The sequence below is a fragment of the Sneathiella glossodoripedis JCM 23214 genome, from assembly GCF_000616095.1.
GTDB lineage: Bacteria > Pseudomonadota > Alphaproteobacteria > Sneathiellales > Sneathiellaceae > Sneathiella > Sneathiella glossodoripedis.
The window spans coordinates 1,398,290-1,416,512 of sequence record NZ_BAMS01000001.1 but is presented as its reverse complement, the minus strand read 5'-3'; the positions used below and the strand labels follow the sequence as shown (position 1 = coordinate 1,416,512).

The 18,223-nt window shown below is 46.1% G+C and carries 15 protein-coding genes and 1 pseudogene; 11 read left to right on the top strand and 5 right to left on the bottom strand.

The genetic code is table 11. The features are described from left to right. The first annotated feature begins 5 nt into the window (after positions 1–5). The 7 genes and pseudogenes from JCM23214_RS07060 to JCM23214_RS07035 all read left to right on the top strand — a co-directional run bounded on the left by JCM23214_RS07060 (position 6) and on the right by JCM23214_RS07035 (position 7,589). A complete protein-coding gene (locus JCM23214_RS07060) occupies positions 6–494 on the top strand; it encodes an Hsp20 family protein (protein ID WP_025898346.1) in 489 nt (162 codons plus the stop codon). 185 nt (positions 495–679) lie between these two features. Next, positions 680–994, top strand: a complete 315-nt coding sequence (gene groES / locus JCM23214_RS07055; protein ID WP_025898345.1) for a co-chaperone GroES — start codon at positions 680–682, stop codon at positions 992–994. A 64-nt stretch (positions 995–1,058) separates the two neighbouring features. Beyond that, the gene (gene groL / locus JCM23214_RS07050) at positions 1,059–2,690 is read left to right on the top strand and encodes a chaperonin GroEL (protein WP_025898344.1); all 1,632 of its coding nucleotides are present in this window, start codon (positions 1,059–1,061) and stop codon (positions 2,688–2,690) included. 76 nt (positions 2,691–2,766) lie between these two features. Continuing rightward, positions 2,767–3,320: pseudogene (locus JCM23214_RS26920) on the top strand (ABC transporter ATP-binding protein); the annotation flags it as partial. Continuing rightward, the gene (locus tag JCM23214_RS26915) at positions 3,321–3,779 is read left to right on the top strand and encodes a gliding motility-associated ABC transporter ATP-binding protein (protein ID WP_234397650.1); all 459 of its coding nucleotides are present in this window, start codon (positions 3,321–3,323) and stop codon (positions 3,777–3,779) included. Next, on the top strand, positions 3,779–6,667 hold the full coding sequence (locus tag JCM23214_RS07040) for a Gldg family protein (protein WP_025898343.1): 2,889 nt from the start codon (positions 3,779–3,781) through the stop codon (positions 6,665–6,667). The genes JCM23214_RS26915 and JCM23214_RS07040 overlap by 1 nt, the downstream gene beginning before the upstream one ends. Positions 6,668–6,677: 10 nt before the next feature. Further along, complete coding sequence (locus tag JCM23214_RS07035; RefSeq protein WP_025898342.1) at positions 6,678–7,589, top strand: DUF4340 domain-containing protein; 912 nt, start codon at positions 6,678–6,680, stop codon at positions 7,587–7,589. Here the strand turns inward: JCM23214_RS07035 and JCM23214_RS22240 are convergent. Further along, entirely contained in the window at positions 7,584–8,192 is a 609-nt protein-coding gene (locus tag JCM23214_RS22240; protein ID WP_025898341.1) for a biliverdin-producing heme oxygenase, read from the bottom strand. The two genes, JCM23214_RS07035 and JCM23214_RS22240, sit on opposite strands and share 6 nt — an antisense overlap. Before the next feature lie 72 nt (positions 8,193–8,264). Here JCM23214_RS22240 and JCM23214_RS07025 point away from each other — a divergent pair, with 72 nt between their 5' ends. After that, positions 8,265–10,565: a GAF domain-containing sensor histidine kinase gene (locus JCM23214_RS07025; protein ID WP_025898340.1), complete on the top strand. Its 2,301-nt coding sequence runs from the start codon at positions 8,265–8,267 to the stop codon at positions 10,563–10,565. 21 nt (positions 10,566–10,586) lie between these two features. Here JCM23214_RS07025 and JCM23214_RS07020 read toward each other — a convergent pair whose 3' ends face one another. Next, a complete protein-coding gene (locus tag JCM23214_RS07020) occupies positions 10,587–11,177 on the bottom strand; it encodes a TetR/AcrR family transcriptional regulator (RefSeq protein WP_025898339.1) in 591 nt (196 codons plus the stop codon). A gap of 171 nt (positions 11,178–11,348) precedes the next feature. Between JCM23214_RS07020 and JCM23214_RS07015 the strand changes: the two genes are divergently transcribed. Both JCM23214_RS07015 and JCM23214_RS07010 read left to right on the top strand, forming a co-directional pair. Further along, positions 11,349–12,227, top strand: a complete 879-nt coding sequence (locus JCM23214_RS07015) for an alpha/beta fold hydrolase (protein ID WP_051548088.1) — start codon at positions 11,349–11,351, stop codon at positions 12,225–12,227. A gap of 154 nt (positions 12,228–12,381) precedes the next feature. Then, positions 12,382–14,163, top strand: coding sequence for a cache domain-containing protein (locus JCM23214_RS07010; RefSeq protein ID WP_037492635.1), 1,782 nt, complete (start codon positions 12,382–12,384; stop codon positions 14,161–14,163). Positions 14,164–14,237: 74 nt separating this feature from the next. On the opposite strand, the gene JCM23214_RS07005 is transcribed toward JCM23214_RS07010, so the two are convergent. Beyond that, complete coding sequence (locus JCM23214_RS07005; protein WP_025898336.1) at positions 14,238–15,146, bottom strand: DMT family transporter; 909 nt, start codon at positions 15,144–15,146, stop codon at positions 14,238–14,240. Positions 15,147–15,318: 172 nt separating this feature from the next. Here JCM23214_RS07005 and JCM23214_RS07000 point away from each other — a divergent pair, with 172 nt between their 5' ends. Next, positions 15,319–16,197 carry a helix-turn-helix transcriptional regulator gene (locus tag JCM23214_RS07000; RefSeq protein ID WP_051548058.1) on the top strand — a complete coding sequence of 293 codons (879 nt, stop codon included), beginning with the start codon at positions 15,319–15,321 and terminating at the stop codon, positions 16,195–16,197. 24 nt (positions 16,198–16,221) lie between these two features. On the opposite strand, the gene JCM23214_RS06995 is transcribed toward JCM23214_RS07000, so the two are convergent. Both JCM23214_RS06995 and JCM23214_RS06990 read right to left on the bottom strand, forming a co-directional pair. Further along, positions 16,222–17,529, bottom strand: coding sequence for an alpha/beta hydrolase family protein (locus JCM23214_RS06995; RefSeq protein WP_025898334.1), 1,308 nt, complete (start codon positions 17,527–17,529; stop codon positions 16,222–16,224). 176 nt (positions 17,530–17,705) lie between these two features. Beyond that, the gene (locus JCM23214_RS06990) at positions 17,706–18,086 is read right to left on the bottom strand and encodes a VOC family protein (RefSeq protein ID WP_025898333.1); all 381 of its coding nucleotides are present in this window, start codon (positions 18,084–18,086) and stop codon (positions 17,706–17,708) included. Between the last annotated feature and the right edge of the window lie 137 nt (positions 18,087–18,223).

Below are 18,223 nucleotides of genomic sequence, written 5' to 3'. Positions count from 1 at the left end.
TTGTTATGACTAGATACGATTTGTCTCCATTGTTTCGGTCCACAGTTGGATTTGACCGACTTGCCCGTTTGCTGGATCAGATGCCGGATCCGGGTGAATCAATGAGTACGTACCCACCCTACGATATCGAAACTCTCGAAGAAGACCATTACCGAATTACCATGGCGGTTGCCGGATTTACACTGGACATGCTCAATATTGAGTTGCATGAAAACATGCTGACCGTAACAGGCACCGTACCAAAACCAAAAGAAACTCGCCAATTCCTGCATCATGGCATTGGAAACAGGAATTTCGAACGCAAGTTCCAGCTCGATGACTACGTACATGTAAAAGGGGCTCATCTGAAAGATGGCCTGCTCGTAATTGATCTGGTTCGTGAAATCCCGGAAGAAATGAGACCACGCACAATTGAAATTAACCCGGGAGAACCTCAGAAATTGCTGAGCAAGGCAAAGAAAATGATTGAAGGGTCAAAATCGAAAGCTGCGTAAAACAACACTTGGATACCGGCGACGGAATATGCGCCGGTATCCAGCAAATTAACACGAAAAAACTTAGGAATTTAAAGAATTAATTCGACGCCGACAGGGTCTGTCGAGTTAAGCGCAGAGATCCAAAAAACCAAGGAACCTCTGCTTTAGTAAAGTGCATCGTTTGTCGAATATTAGGAGGAAAAATTATGTTTCGACCATTGCATGATCGCGTATTGGTTCGTCGCATCGAAGTTGACGAAAAAACTTCTGGAGGAATTATCATTCCAGATTCTGCCAAGGAAAAACCAATGCAGGGAGAAGTTGTTGCCGTAGGCACTGGCGCTCGCAACGACAAGGGTGACCTGATTGAGCTCACAGTTAAAGAAGGCGACCATATCCTGTTTGGCAAATGGTCCGGCAACGAAGTCAAGATCGACGGAGAAGAACTGCTGATCATGAAAGAAAGCGATATTCTCGGCATTCTTGAAAAAACGGAAGCCAAAGCTAAAGCTGCCTAACACCACTTTAAAATTTATCTAGAGTCTTAAACTTTTTGCTGCCTAGAAAGGAGCGAATTACAAAATGACTGCTAAAGAAATTGTCTTTAATGGCGATGCCCGTGAACGCATGCTCAAAGGTGTAGACGTTCTGTCTAATGCCGTCAAAGTTACATTGGGCCCAAAAGGCCGCAACGTAGTGCTTGATAAATCTTTTGGCGCACCTCGCGTGACCAAAGACGGCGTAAGCGTTGCCAAAGAAATTGAACTCAGCGACAAGTTTGAAAATATGGGTGCCCAGATGATCAAGGAAGTGGCATCCAAACAGAATGACCGTTCGGGTGACGGAACAACAACAGCAACTGTTCTGGCTCAGTCAATCGTCCGTGAAGGTGCCCGCTCAGTTGCTGCTGGCATGAACCCGATGGACCTTAAACGGGGTATTGATGTAGCTGTCGGAAAGGTAGTTGAAGATGTCCAGTCACGTTCTAAAAAAATCAGTGAAAACGAAGAAATCGCTCAAATCGCAACAATCTCTGCAAATGGCGACAAAGAAATTGGTGCGATCATTGCAGAAGCAATGGAAAAAGTTGGCAACGAAGGTGTCATCACTGTTGAAGAAGCAAAAGGACTGCATACAGAACTAACTGTTGTTGAAGGAATGCAGTTTGACCGCGGATATGTTTCACCATATTTCGTCACAGATTCAGAAAAAATGGTCTGCGAACTCGAAGATCCGCTCATTCTGGTTCACGAGAAAAAACTGACCAGCCTGCAACCAATGCTGCCACTGCTGGAGAAAGTTGTTCAGGCAAACAAACCTCTGTTGATAATTGCAGAAGACATTGAAGGCGAAGCTTTGGCGACATTGGTGGTCAACAAAATCCGCGCAGGTCTGAAAGTGGCTGCTGTCAAGGCTCCTGGATTTGGTGATCGTCGTAAAGCAATGCTTGAAGACATTTCCATCCTGACAAAAGCTCAGGTCATCTCTGAAGAACTTGGGCTCAGCCTCGAAAAAGCCGGTATGGAAGTTCTGGGCACCGCCAAAAAAGTTGTTATCTCGAAAGAAGAAACAACAATTGTCGACGGTGCTGGAGACAAAGCGGACATTGAAGCCCGTGTTGCCCAGATCAAATCCCAGATTGAAACAACCACTTCAGACTATGACCGTGAAAAATTACAGGAACGGTTGGCAAAACTTGCTGGTGGTGTCGCCGTAATCCATGTTGGCGGTGCAACTGAAGTAGAAGTGAAAGAGAAAAAAGATCGTGTTGATGACGCTCTTCACGCGACCCGTGCAGCGGTTGAAGAAGGCGTTGTTCCCGGCGGTGGCGTTGCCTTGCTGTATGCCTCACGCGTTCTCGATGGCATCAACAGTGAAAATAATGACCAGAAAGTTGGTATGGAAATCATTAAGCGCGCTCTGCAATCACCGGTTCGCCAGATTGCTGAGAATGCGGGTTATGACGGAGCCGTCGTGGCTGGCAAACTGCTTGATCAGGATAACACCAACTTTGGCTTCAACGCCCAGACTGGTGAATATGAAGATCTGGTAAAAGCCGGCGTGATCGATCCGACAAAAGTGGTCCGTACCGCTTTGGAAGATGCGGCCTCTGTTTCTGGCCTGCTGATCACAACAGAAGCCATGGTGGCTGAAATTCCTGAACCACCATCAAAATCCCCAGCTATGCCTGACATGGGCGCAATGGGATATTAAAGGCCTTAACGGGCGGGTGCGGGTTTCCGCCCCGCCTTTTTTGACAGTACTTGCCGACAAGTCGCCCTTCGATGAAATGGGAAATCAGGTGGCCCGCTCGGCAGTGAAAGAGGAGGTTATGATGATTACAGTCAAAAACCTGTCTCGGCATTATGGTGATTTTAAAGCTGTCGATAACGTGTCTTTTCAAATTAATAAAGGGGAAGTTGTCGGCCTGCTGGGTCACAATGGGGCAGGTAAAACTACAATTATGAAAATGCTGACAGGGTATCTTGAGCCAAGTAAAGGTTCAATCGAGATACTGGATGTCAGTCTGGAAGAAAATCTGGATTTTGTGCGCAAACGCATCGGTTACTTACCTGAAAACAGTCCAACATACCCTGAAATGTCAGTTGCGGAATATCTGGAGTTCGTGGCTGAACTAAAAGGTGTGGAAAAAGCCAAGCGACTTTCTCAGATCAAGTCAGTCATTAAACGAACGGACCTGACAGCAAGGCGCTGGACCCTATTTCAAGCCTTTCACGCGGGTATAAACAACGCGTTGGCGTTGCGCAGGCATTAATAAATGATCCGTCCATCATTATTCTTGATGAACCAACCAATGGGCTTGACCCAACTCAGGTTCAGCAGATGCGCAACCTCATTCGTGAACTGGCGAAATCAGCAACGGTTATTCTCTCCACACATATTCTGCAGGAGGTGCAAGCCGTTTGTGATCGAGTATTGATTATCAGGCAAGGCAAACTGGCGCTGGATCGCCGTCTGAGCGAGCTGGAAATGTCCGACAGTATCCTGGTGACCGTTGATACAGGCCTCAAAAAACTGAAAGAAAAGCTTTGGGGTCAAGCGGATATTTCCCAGATCGAAGAGGTTGGACTAAAGGATGGTCAACGCCAATTCCGCCTGACTGTAGCGCAGGGTAAAATGACGGAAACCCTCCCTAAAATATCACGAACCTGTGTTGAAGCCGGCTGGAACCTCTACAGCATTCAACCACAGGTACAAACCATAGAAGGCATTTTTGAACAAATTGCCAACACTGAAGCAGACCAGTCGTTGAATTCTCTTAAATCAGAGGAGGCAGCCTGATGTTTAGCGCAATTTCCAATTTCGCCCGCAAAGAATTCAGTAGTTTCTTTGCGTCACCCGCGGCCTATATTTTTATCGGTGTTTTTATGGCCGTATCCTTGTTTGTTTTCTTCTGGGTGGAAACATTCTTTTCACGCAACATCGCGGATGTCCGTCCATTGTTTGAATGGATGCCTCTATTGCTGGTATTTCTGGTCTCCGCATTAACAATGAAAAGCTGGAGCGAAGAGCGGCGTATGGGCACACTGGAGTTCCTTATGACTGCTCCTACTGCAACCTGGCAAATTGTGGCGGGAAAATTTATCGGTGCGATGGGATTAGTGAGCCTCGCACTTTTGTGCACCCTGCCACTTCCCATTACAGTGTCCTTTCTGGGAGATTTGGATTGGGGGCCAGTTGTCGGCGCTTATATCGCTTCGCTCTTTCTAAGTGGGGCATACGTAGCCATCGGCCTTTTTATGAGCTCAAGAACAGATAATCAGGTTGTCAGTCTTATTACAACCGCCTTGGTTTGCGGATTTTTCTATGTTCTGGGGTCACCAGCACTTACGTCCCTATTTGGGAATTATACAGGTGAATTTCTGCGTTTGATTGGATCCGGCTCCCGCTTTGACTCAATCACGCGCGGTGTTCTGGATATCCGGGATATCTATTATTACGTAAGTATAATGGGCCTGTTCCTGTTACTAAACCTGTTTGTGCTCGAAAAACTTCGCTGGGATCAAGGCGCCAAAAAACGACACCATCTGATCTGGAAAGGAGGTACAGCTCTACTTGTAGCCAATCTATTTGTTGGCAATATCTGGCTTCACCAGGTCACAAGTCTTCGCGTGGATATGACCGAAGGCAATATCTATTCTCTATCTGATGCGTCCAAAACTGTTCTGGATCAAGCGCGGCAACCGTTGTTGATCCGAGGGTATTTTACAGCTCAGACCCATCCTCTACTATCACCATTGGTTCCCAGACTGCGCGACCTCTTAAGAGAATATGAAATTGCGGCTTCTGATAACGTTCGTGTTGAATTCATCGACCCGCTTGAAGATCCTAAGCTTGAAGCCGAGGCATCCAACAAGTTTGACATCAAACCTGTTACCTTTCAGTCATCAAACAAGTATGAAGCATCAGTTGTAAATTCATACTTCAACATAGTCATACAATATGGTGACCAACATGAAACGCTTGGTTTTCGAGACCTGATTGATGTCAAAGCACGCTCGGAAACAGATCTGACTGTTGATCTTAGAAATCCAGAATTTGACATCACTCAAGCCATTAAAAAGGTCATACAACAGTATGAAGGTGGTGGAGATGTACTTGCAAAACTGGATAGGCCGGTAACACTGCAAGCCTATATTTCAGACAACTCCAAACTTCCAACTTCATTGGCCGAGTTCGTTTCTGTTGTCGAAGAAGTTAGTGCCGAGTTCAAAACTGCATCTGAAGGGCTTTTCCTGTTCAACAGACAGGACCCTGACGCGAATGAAGGCAAACTCGCCAAGCGTCTTCGTGAGGAATTGGGTTTACGTCCATTGCAGGCTGGATTGTTTGACGATAACAGTTTCTGGTTCACATTGGTGCTGAGAGGCACTGATGACATGCTGTATCGGGTTCCGCTACCTCAGTCACTGGACAAGGAAGGACTTGAATCTGCCATCAAAACGGGGCTGCAGCGTTACGCCAGTGGGTACCTGAAAACTGTCGCCTTGCATGCGCCTAAAGTTAATCCGCAAATGGCGCGATATGGTATGGGCGGCCAGACTTTCTATAGCTTGCGCGCTGGTCTGGATGAAAATGTAAAGGTCATAGATGCAAATCTTTCATCTGGAAAGGTTCCCGATGATGCGGACTTTCTATTGATTGCATCACCTAAGGATCTGACAGACAAAGAGCTATTTGCCATCGACCAGTTCCTGATGAAAGGCGGAAGTGTTGCAATCGCCGCCTCGCCATATGAAGTCAATACTAAAGGAGCGTTGAGCGTCGATGAGGTAAATACCGGGCTTGAGGACTGGTTAGAACATCATGGTCTTTCTTTAGACAAAGGAATGATCGTCGATAGTCGCAGCTCTCCCTTCCCGGTGCCTGTTGAACGGAGCCTTGGTGGCATCCCAGTCCAACAAATCAACCTGGTAGCTTATCCCCCCTTCGTTGACGTTCGGGCGGAAGGCCTGAACAAGGACAGCTTGATCACTTCCGGACTGTCTCAAGTCACATTGAGTTGGGCGTCACCGGTTTCCGTCGATACCGACAAAAACAGCGAACGCTCTTTTAAAACTCTCCTGCGAAGTTCTGATCAGGCTTGGCTGATGGAGGATCCCAAAGTTCAACCCGATTATAATCTACATGATGACTTTGGCTTCGAACAGATCGGCGAGGCTTCTGTTCATGATTTGGGAATATTGGTCGAGGGTGAATTCACTTCTTTCTTTGCAGGAAAGGAACACCCATTGGTTTTTTCTGAAAAAGAACAGGAAAAACCGGCTGCGGACGACGACAGTAAGTCTACCGATGAAACCAATTTTGTCGATAGCACCATCATAGAGCGTTCAACTGACGCTGCCCGAATTTTCCTGATTGGTTCGGACAGTTTCCTGAGTGACGAAGTACTGGAATTGATGGGTAATTCATTGCGCAGCGGTTATTTTAAACCGATAGAGCTGGTGGAAAATGTCGTGGATTACTCCTTGGGTGACCGTACCTTGATGGAAATTCGCTCGCGGGGTCAGTTTTCACGAACATTGGCACCTATCGCCCCAGAAAATCAGCTTGTCTGGGAATATGGAAACTATCTACTGGCGGTGATCGCTCTGACAATTCTGTATGGAATTCGCAGGGTGGTTAAAGGCAGACAGATAGCCCGCTATCGTCAATTTCTTGAAGCTTAAGGAGGGATCGATGGTAAAATATATTAAAACCCTCTCTCTGGTTCTGGTTGCACAGCTTGTTCTGGTGGGTGTTCTGTTAATTGACAATGATCCTCTTTCTGCAAAACAAACACCACAGCAGCTGTTGTCATTCAGCGGAGAGTCTGTTGACAGACTTGTAATTGAAGCTGAAAGCGGAGAAAAAATTGTTGAATTGATTAAACAGGACAGTGACTGGAAACTGCCAGAACTTGGTGGTTTCCAGGCTGACAGCGAAAAAGTTTCCAGCTTGATCGAAGATCTCGAAAAGCTGGAAAGTAGCTGGATCGTAGCCCGTGATGAGAATACAGCCAAACGCTTCAAGACACTGGATGACAGCTTTGAAAAGCGGGCTACGCTCTATAACGGTGATCAGATTGTCGCAAAACTTACCCTTGGCACTTCACCCGGCTATAAGCGGGTATTCGGCCGGGTTGATGGTCAAAATGCTGTTCATGACCTGACATTCAACACCTATCAACTGGATGAAGACCCTCAGGATTGGGCTGACAAGGATGCACTTAATATCGCTGCAGAAAATGTCACCGAGATCCGTTTCGAGGGCTTCACACTGATCCGGAAAGACGGCAAATGGCTGCTCGATCAGATAGACGAGGCTGCTCAGGTGGATCTAAACGAAACGGAGCGGTTGGCGAACCGTCTGCTACAGCCCCGTTACAATGAAGTAGCAAAGGAAGTAGCAGAAGAGTTTGAAAACAGTTCACAGACGTTCACTATCGTAAAGACCGACGGTAGCGAACTCACCTACCATTTGAAAAAGGTAAAAGGACAGGATCAGCACTATTTGCAGGTATCAAACAACGATTACTATTTCAAAGTTCCCAATTTCGCGGTTGAAAATATGACGCCCAAGAAAAAAGAGGAATATCTGCAAAAATCATAATGTACCAAGAAACGGCTCCGTTAATACGGGGCCGTTTTTCTCATTAATATGAAACCACCTGATAAAACTTTGAAAAGTCATTTTCGCTGCCCACAAGGTTTCTTCCATCTGCGATACATTCTGAATAGAAGCGTTCAAAAACATTTGAAAATTTCGCCAATTCGCCCACAACTGATCGTTTGGTTTAAAATAAGACGTGGAATTTTCGGGGAGATCTAAGCGCGACTGGAGGTTTTTGTAAATAATTGACCTGCCAAGTTGTGAACCTAAAGCAACGTAAAGAACTCCCAATCCATTAGCTGCTGTTTCAACTTTAAAGTCATCCTCGCAAACAGGTAATTGCAGGATCTGCTTTGGACTGTACCCAAGATGCGACAGATCCAACCTCAATTTCTCCAGCCCCAAACTGGCTTCCGTTGGTTTAGGGTAGAATTTTAGTTTTTCCTCCATTAATAGCCAGAACCCGAAAAAAAGTTCAACAGCCCGACAATATTCGGCCAGAGTAATTCGCCCCTCTGCGAGCTGTTTCAAAAGCGTCAGTTGCTCGGCTTTCTCATGCAGCACACGAGTTTTTTCTCGTAGCAATTTTGATGCCTCTAACATGGTTAAACTCTTAGTTTCTATTTCGCTGGTTTATTTTGACTTTCCTGACATCTTACACCAACATTACATTTTATGAATGAACTAAATCTGGAAGATATCTTGAAATCACCCAGATCCGCTTGTGAGGAAGAACCCATCCATCAGGCGGCAGGCATTCACCCTGACGTATATCTTGTTATTGTAAATCCAAACAATCACGAAATTAGAGCTTGTAGTCAAAACCTTCTGAAAGACTATAATTTCAGTGAAAAAATCATCGGCAAGCCGGTTACGGAAATATTTCCCGAGATTCAGGAAATATTTGAGACATTAAAGGTCAATGAATTCTCTTCCTACACAATTGGCATATTACGACTGAAGAACCAACTGCATGACGTCGTACTCCACCGGCAGGATTTTAACCTGTTAGTGGAACTTTTTCCACAAAGCAAACCTGGCAAAAAATCGGAAATCCTGCAAACATCGACACAGCTAAATAATTTTACGCAGGCAACACGGCGACTTTCGCTACTTGATGATTTCATCAATATACCGCAACTTGCGGCGGAGGAGTTAAGAACGCTGACTGGTTATGATCGTGTCCTCATTTATAAATTCGACAAAGACGGTCACGGACAGGTTATAGCTGAGAATGTGTCTGAAAAATGGGAGCAGTCTTTCAAGGGTTTCTTTTTCCCGGAATCTGATATCCCTGCGCAAGCCCGCGCACTGTACCAAAAAAGTGTCCTGCGCTATCACCCAAACAGAGAATATGACCCTGCCCCGCTCTATCCCGCTATTGACGAAGCGACAAACGCTCCCTTCGATATTGGGCTTGCCTGGGCCAGAAGCCAGTCTCCCATTCATTTGGCTTATCAGAAGAACCTCGGCGTTGATGGGGCGCTTTCTATTTCCATAATGGATGGAAAACGGCTGTGGGGGCTGATTGTGGGCCACAAGAAAAGCAGTCATCACTTATCAGCATTGTCTCTGTCTCTCGCTGTAAATCTGACGGAGGTCTATTTTACGCGCTATATACGTGAACTGCATGTGAAAGAGTATGAAAAGCAGCTGGATCACATTCACAGGCATGCCCTCCTGCTGGAGCAGTTATCGGGAGCCGATAATATGCTGGAATCAATTTTTGCCGGTGAAATCACCTTACGGGATCTTTTTGATGATTGTGAAAGTGCAGCGATCGTTTTTCCATCAGAAGATAAAAGCCTTGAATCAATCAGCATCGGCAACGCACCACCAGAAAAAACCATATTGGATCTGGCGAAATGGTTTCAGGAATCTCAGATTGATAAAGGGAACACCTTATATGCATCAGATTGCCTGTCAGACATTTTAACCGGGTTCCGCTGCCACGCGAAAATTGCCAGCGGCGCCTTGATATGTGCCGTTGGAGAAAAAAAAGACAACTTCATGATCTGGTTCAGGCCAGAAGTCATTCAAAAAACGGATTGGGGAGGAAACCCGGCGCATCTGAAAGAACACGAAGACGGGCAACCAGTATTACCCCGCTTGTCTTTCGACCGTTGGACCGAAATCAAACGTCGGCATTCCGTATTTTGGAGCGACTGGGAAATGAGCGTCGCCTCCAGCATGCAAAACGCTATCAATAACCTTATCCTGAGACAGCACAGAACCATTAGACATCTCAATGCAGAACTAAAGCGCAGCAACCGTGTAAAAACCGACTTCATGGCGAATATGAGCCATGAATTGCGCACCCCCTTAAATGCCATTATCGGTTTTTCCAGCTCGGTCAAACAGCAGATCTTTGGGCCCGTGGGAAATCAGAAATATCTCGAGTATATTGAGGATATTGAAAATGCAGGGCAACATCTGCTGCAGATAGTTAATGACATCCTCGATGTATCTGCAATTGAAGCAGAGAAGCTGGAAATTTCTGAAACTTGGTGTGAAATTGATGATTTGATCAAGGCGAGCATTGATCTTGTTAAAGGTCGCGCCCATAAAAAATCCGTAACGATCAAATGTGAACTGAAGCGTGTTCACTCTCAATTGTATGTTGATTCCAGACGATTAAAGCAGGTTTTGATTAATCTTCTCAGTAACGCGGTTAAATTCTCTCCTGAATTCAGCACAACAACCTTGTCAGATCAGGTTACTCAGGATGGGTCATACAGGCTTATAATTTCGGATGCCGGCATCGGGATGAGCGAAGACGACATTATCAAGTCAATGGCCCCTTTTGGCCAGGTGATTGATGGCTTCCAGATTTCCCATGAAGGAACAGGTCTTGGTCTGCCGTTATCCAGACATCTAATCGAAATTCATGATGGTGAGCTTATTGTCGACAGTCAGAAAGGTCGCGGTACAACAATTACCATTCACATACCCAAAGAACGTTTTCAGAGTGAATAAACAATCCGCAACAACCGGATATTATGGATCATACTTGATCTGACATAAATCAAACGCCGATTTTTGACCACTGACTAAAACAGCATTAGCGGCTTCTTTAGTCGGCATTGCCCGTGCGAGCTGTAAAGTCCCTGTCATCATAGCAAACAAGGCTTGTGCAACCTCACGCCTTTTTGCGCCCGAAAACGTATGAGGCAACTGCGAAACAAGTACCTCCACGATCGCATCCTGTTCGCGCGTAAAAGCTGTCTTCACTGAAATTCCAAGGCGGCTGATTTCAGGCGTAAGGGTTGCCGCTGCACATCCGCGAGCCGGATTTGAAAAATGACCATCTCCCAGATAATCCAGAATTATCGCTCTCAGGCCTCCACCTTCCTTGGTCGCATTTTTTTCCATTAATTTACGAATATTTTGAAGCGAGCGGACGACACACCACTCGAACAAATCCTCTTTGGATTTAAAATGATTGTAAAAAGCCCCGTTTGTCAGACCCGCACTCGCCATCAGCTTTGCAATTCCAACAGCGTTATAACCTTGCTCCAGAAACTGTTCAGTCGAGATTTTCAGAATATGCTCTCGTGTCTGATCCTTGTGACCCTTGTCGTATCTCATCTCTCAAAACACCTCGTTTTTACGGAACCTGATTGTGCCACGGATTTTCGACTTCACCAAGAGTGAATGACCATAATATAAAATTATACTTGTAATTTAAAATTACGATCATAATATAAACATCACCTCAAGAGAGGAATGGATGATTAATTTAACGATATGGTGAAAACAATGTCCCCCATTTCAGAAGCAACAGCGCAAGCTGGCGAGAAAACGGTAACAGCCAACACAGCCCCAACCCGCTACATTGAAGTCAGTGATACCAAAATTGCGTATCGCATTTTGAATGAGGGGGCTGGTATTCCGTTAGTGCTACTCCCTCGTTTCCGGGCAACAATGGATGATTGGGATCCAAATTTTCTGGATTATATAGCTCAGACACGCTCTGTTGTTCTGTTTGACAATTTTGGTGTGGGGCGTTCTGAAGGAAATTCATCTGACACAATTCAAGGCATGGCCAATGACGCAGCCCAAATTATTCGCGCCCTTGATCTTTCAAAGGTTGACGTACTTGGCTGGTCAATGGGCGGCATGGTCACATATGCTTTGGCAATGCAACACGAAAATCTGGTGAGAAAAGCGATTAGCGCAGGTTCAACACCGGGTTTGATTGCGACATCATCGCCTATGTCGGAAAAGGTTGGAACAATCGTAAGAAAACCCGTCAATGACACAGATGATTTTCTGTACCTGTTTTTCCCCGATACCGAGGAGGGACGTAAACTGGGACTTACCCATTTGACACGCTTGAATAAGCGGAGCGAGCCCACGTCACCACCGGTTAGCGCGGAAACCTTTATGACGCAGGCAAAGGCCGTCATCGTTTGGCGTACACAAACCGGTGCCTATCCAACGCTGAATTCTGTCAAAACACCCTTTTTGATCGCAAATGGTGAAGATGATGTAATGATCCCCGCAGAAGACTCGCGCGTTGCAGCAAAAGCATTGCCGGGCAGCGAACTTAAAATTTATCCCAATGCCGGTCACGGATTTCTGTTTCAGGATGACATCAATTTCGCGGTGGATGTAGTCGATTTTTTGAGTAAGTAACCTGTAGTATTACAAGTAGTGGTAGTCTGTTTGAAACGGCCTTCAATTTGAAGGCCGTTTTTCTTTAAAATTATAAATAAACTTAATCACAGTTAACTTATTATATACTTAATTAGGGTTATCTGAATTTATATGCAAATTTAGGGAGCTCTTCATGTTAGGTCTATTGAGCAAGGTAAGTATTTCAGCAAAACTGGCAGGGTTGGTTGGCGCTGCTCTGATTGCAATTCTGGTTACCGGAATAGTTGGCGTACTTTCAATCGACACGGTTTTGACCAACGATCGAAAGGACACACTTCGCAATCTGATCGAAAGCAATATCAATATCGCCGCCTATTACCACCAGCAAGCTCAGGATGGTAATCTGACAGAAGACGAAGCCAAGAAACTCGCCCTCACCGCCATCGAAGCAGTCCGCTATAATGAAACAGATTATATGTGGATCAACGACATGCAGGGTATTATGGTCATGCATCCCGTTGCCAAAAAACTGGTCAACACATCCGTGATTGATCTCAAAGACAAAAATGGCAAATTTCTGTTTCAGGAAATGATCGCAAAAGTGAAAGCCAGTGGCAGCGGATTTGTTGAATATCTCTGGCCAAAACCAGGTTCAGAAAATCCTGTCGAAAAGCTCTCATATGTGCAGGGGTTTGCTCCTTGGGGCTGGATAATTGGCAGTGGTGTTTATATTGACGATCTGGTCGCCAGCAGAAACAGTTATGCGATGCGCATGGTGATTACCGCTGCTGTAGTTGTGGTCTTTATCATTGGTATTTCCCTGATGATCTCCCGGAATATTGCCGGGCCTGTTCATCGGATGACTGCCAATGTCAAAAAATTGACGTCTGGTGACAAGGATTTTGAACCAAGCGATACAGACCGAAAAGACGAATTAGGACTCCTATCTAACGCAATTGCCAATTTCCGCGAAAGCGCCATTCGAATGGATGCCATGGCAGCAGAGCAGGAGGAAATGCGCAAACGCCAACTTGAAGAAGAGCAAAAAGCAATACAGGAGCGAGAGGAAACCAAGCTTCGGGAATTGGAACAGCAGAAAGAAGCCGAAAGGCAGGCTGAAGAAAAACGCAAGCAAGCTCTTCTCGATCTGGCACAAAGGTTCGAAAGCAGTGTTCAGGGCATCGTTGACTCTGTCGCTTCCTCTTCAAGCCAAATGAAATCCACCGCAGAGGAAATGACCAAAAGTGCCGGGAATGCCAGCTCGCGCTCGAACGTGGTTGCCAGTGCGGCCCAAGGTGCGTTTGGAAGCGTGCAAGCTGTTGCCGCTGCGACTGAAGAATTATCAGCCTCCATTTCTGAAATTTCCAATCAGGTAAACCGCTCCTCAAGTATCGCCAGCAAAGCCGTCAGTCAGGCTGATGGCACCAATAGCGTGATGCAATCATTACAGGATTCCACAGGAAAAATTTCAGAAGTCGTGAGCCTGATCAACGATATTGCCGAACAAACCAACCTCCTTGCACTGAATGCCACAATTGAAGCCGCGCGAGCCGGTGACGCCGGGAAAGGCTTCGCAGTTGTGGCATCTGAAGTGAAGTCACTTGCCAATCAGACGGCGAAAGCCACCGAAGAGATTTCCGGACAAATAAGCTCACTGCAAAGTGAAACCAATTCAATGCTGGCGTCCATTAGTGAGATTTTTGAAACGATCAGTGAGATCAACGAAATCAGCACCACAATTGCTTCGGCCGTTGAGGAACAAGGCTCTGCCACCTCTGAGATTAGCAGAAATGCGCAGGAAGCGTCCCGCTCGAGCGAAGAAGTGACACGAAATATTGACACGGTTAAACAATCTGCCAGTGACACTGGCGGATCGGCTGAAAACGTTTTAAACGCAGCGCAAGACCTGACCAGACAATCTGATGAGCTTAGAAATCAGGTTTCTGAATTTTTGCAGAGTGTCAAAACAGGATAGGTTGACTTAACAACTCAGTTTTAAGACCCGGCCAGATTGGTCGGGTCTTTTTCGTTTAAGAACTCGATAGACGATTAAGAAGGCTGGTGTTTTTGCAAAAAGACCGTTTTGATCCGGTGCAATGGCGTGAAAACAATCACGTTGCCAATCAACACGATCACAAGGCCTGTACTGGCTGCAATATTCCAGTCATATCCTTCAAAAAGAGCTGAAAGCAGCAGTGCAATGACGGGAAACAAAACTGTAGAATAGGCCGCTTTTTCAGGCCCTATACGCCCCACCAGAGACAAATAAGCGGTAAAACCAATAACAGATCCCGGAATTGCCAGATAGACCAAAGCGCCCAAATATGTGGGCGTCATTTCAATGCTGAATGGTCGTTGCATGAACAAAGAAAAAGAGATCAGTATCAGTGTGCCATACAGCATGGCGTATGCATTTCCCGTCGCAACATCCGTCTTGTTCCCTGCATTCCACTTTCCGATCATATTCCCAAGTGAAAAGCAGTATGTACCGCAAAAAGCGAGTATCAGGCCGAACAGTATTTTCTGAATATCCTGATCGCCCTCCAGCGTCGGTACAATAAGAAGGGCAAGCCCAAAAAGCCCCAACATTCCACCCAAAATAGCTTTGAGTGAAATCGCCTCTGAAAAAAACAGACGATTATTTATGACATTCAAAATCGTCGCCAAAGAAAACACTACAGACACCAAACCACTGGGAATGTAGTTGGTCGCGTAATAGAAAAAGATAAAATTGAGCGAAAACAGACATATGCCCTGCCCTGCTAGTCTTGCATGAACTTTCCTAGAAAGCCTCAGATCCTTGCGAAGAATAATTAAGACCAAAAATAATGTAACCGATGCCAGAAAGAAGCGATAAGCAATGGATTGTTCAACAGGCACGCTCCCTAGCTGAAGCGAAATGGCATACCAGGTTGTCCCCCAGATCAGAACTGTCAAAATATACAAAAAGAGCGACATGCGGCTTCTCCTTAAAAATGTTTTCTAGCCCGAAGCCATGAACATTTCTTTCAGGAGGCTGCGTCTTTTATAAATTCTTGCTATATTGTGACAACCGCCGCCTACAATCGAATTGCACCTGACTATCTCCCGCAGTATTTTCGATCGGTAACAACATTATACGTAATATCAGATGAGTTATTCCGCTTCACAAGCCCATGTATTTGATGTCCTGAATAATACAGGCGCCCATAGCCTGCGATCTTCGACGATTGCAGAGGGCGTTGTCATGGCACAATGGTATAACGAATATGGTGAAGCCGAATATGACCAGCCAGGCCATCACACCTTCAGTATTTATCTAAACGGTGGTGAAGCTGTTCAGCGTGTTAGCCAATCTGGCGTCCGTCTCGGTGGCGCACCGGGCAAAATATGTCTGCTACCCGAAGATCATCGCTCTCGCTGGAAAATTCCAAAACATCTTGAAATGTTTCACCTGTATTTCAGCTCATCTAAACTGAAGTTGATGGCGCTTGAAGTATTGGATCGGGACCCCCGCCAGATTGAGCTCAAAGATCTGACCTTTGAAGCCGATCCTTACGCAGAAAATCTACTCAAATCCATTATATTACCGCTCGATTGGTCAAGGAAGTCCAACAAACTCGCACTGTCCAGTGCGGCGGATCTGTTTTTGATCCATGTTCTGCAAAAATACAGTCAATCTCCTCACAACCTGCCCGCGGTCAAAGGCGGTTTACCACCTTATATTTGCAAGCGTGTAGAGGACTATATGAACACGCACTTTGCAGAAGGTATCACCATTGAAGAGCTTGCAAATATCGCCGGATATAGCAGCTTTCATTTTGCCCGAATGTTCAAGGAAAGCTTCGCGCTGCCCCCTCATCAGTATCTCGGCAGGCTCCGAATTCAAAAGGCAAAAGACATGATAAAAGCCGGCAAACTCTCGCTTGCCGACATTGCATTGAGCTGCGGTTATTCTTCGCAGGCTCACTTTACAACCAGCTTTAAAAAAGCCACTGGCGTCACTCCCCGGCAGTACCAAAAGGTATGAACTGCCGGGAAACATTAGGTCCTCTTACTGCTTTGCCAGGAATTCCAGCTTTAGCCCCTTAGCGGAGTTTTTCTGAAATCCTTTCCAGTAATTATGCTCGGGCTTCCGGGTTCCATCTTTTTCAACAGCGTAAACAGCATCGGCTGAGTCAGGCACCAGATCCAGATAGGCATTCATTTCAGCATTTTTCTGTAGATGCTTGCCAAAATAGGCTGTCACGAAATGTTGCATGATATTATTCATACGCACATTGTCCCAAACCGCATCGGCGTAATGCGCAAACGGCACGAAGTCCAGATGCTCACTTGGCTTCCAAGCCTCTGCAGGTGCTGGAATTGGCGCAGCGGCATTATGGTTGGCATATTTATAAGTCAGCAGATAGCGATCCACATTGACGGTCTTTTCGAAAATGGCCTTTGTTCCATTTTCATAACCCGACACATCATCGTCACTGCCTGAGATAAAAAACATGGGAAGGCGCACTCCGGCCAGACCTTTTGCATCCCAAAAACCTGTATTCATTCCCCACGGTGCGACCGCAACAACCGCTTTAAAACGGTCATCCATCAACGCTTCATGTGTATCGGAGCCCGCAAGCATTGGCTTCAATGTGCCATCCGGTGCGCCCCAGCTATAATTGGTGCTGGCTTCGGTAACACCGCCGCCGGCTGTGATAACAGCTCCATAACCGCCCATGGAATATCCAACCAGTCCGGTGTTGGAAGCATCAACAAGACCATTCAGAAAATGTCCGTCCGTTTTGCTCAGACGATCAATAGCGTTCAGAACAAAATTCTGATCCAGAGCCCTGTTTGCAAGTGTGCTGCCGAACATGGCCTTATCATCATAAGTACTGTCTTTATGGTCAATCGATACGACTACATAACCTTTGGACGCAAGATTTTCACCCAAGTGGCTCATCAGGAACCGATTACCTGGATAGCCGTGGGAGATAATTACCAGTGGTGCTGGTGTTACAAGCTGTGCGGGCTTTGCATCTCTAACCGCCTGTCCATGCAGGGTTACTTTCGTATGCCCATCACGAATGAAGACATTCTCATAGCTGCCGCCGCGTCGATCTTCGCCAGATGGGTACCACACTTCCAGCACAAAAGGACGGTCGTAAGTGGGGTGTGGTTCTCCGGCCTTGACATTAACAACGTCAATTCGACCTTCATCCACAAGTTTGAGTGTCCGCACACCGATGGTAACATCACCGGGCTTTGCTAGCTCAGGTGCATCAGGGCGTATATTGTCTATTCTGTTATCGGCAGCCATCGACACACTACTTACAAGCGAACCCACAATTATTCCCGCTAAAAGCTTCTTCATGTTTTCCTCCCAAATTATATTTTTGTTATCTGGTGAGGACATCATAGGGGATGTTAACGCGATAAAGGAATGAAATTTTCGTTAAAGCGCGTTTTATCTTCGAAATGCTTCGAATTCGCCTTCAAACACGATCATCCTCCGACAAGGCTCCCCTCGCCGGAGGTGATTGTTAAGAATTAACCCATGCGGTGAAGTGCACAGATTTTGTTTCCGGACGGATCGCGAAGATACGCCAGATACAGATCGCCGTTACCACCTTCACGCACCCCTGGAGGATCCTCACAGGTTGTGCCGCCATTCTCAAGACCGGCTGCATGCCAGGCATCCGCCTCGGCTGGCGACGCTGCCGCAAAGCCTATTGTGCTTCCATTACCATGACTGGCAGGCTCACCATTAATTGGTTTAGTGATCGAAAAGATACCTTCTTTCGTGAAATAAAAGACGCGCCCTTTGGGGTCAATGACGCCTGGCTTGTGGCCTAACGCTCCCAAAATCGCATCGTAGAATTTCTTTGATTTTTCAATGTCATCTGCCCCAAGCATTATATGACTAAACATTCGTTCTTCCTTTTTATTATTGAACCTGTTGTTCGGCGCACATCATAAGCAATGCGTTCAGAAATTACGAATGAAATTACAAGACTGCTAAAACAGTGCTATAGTTGACATATGGGCTGACAGCACTAACTTGGCTT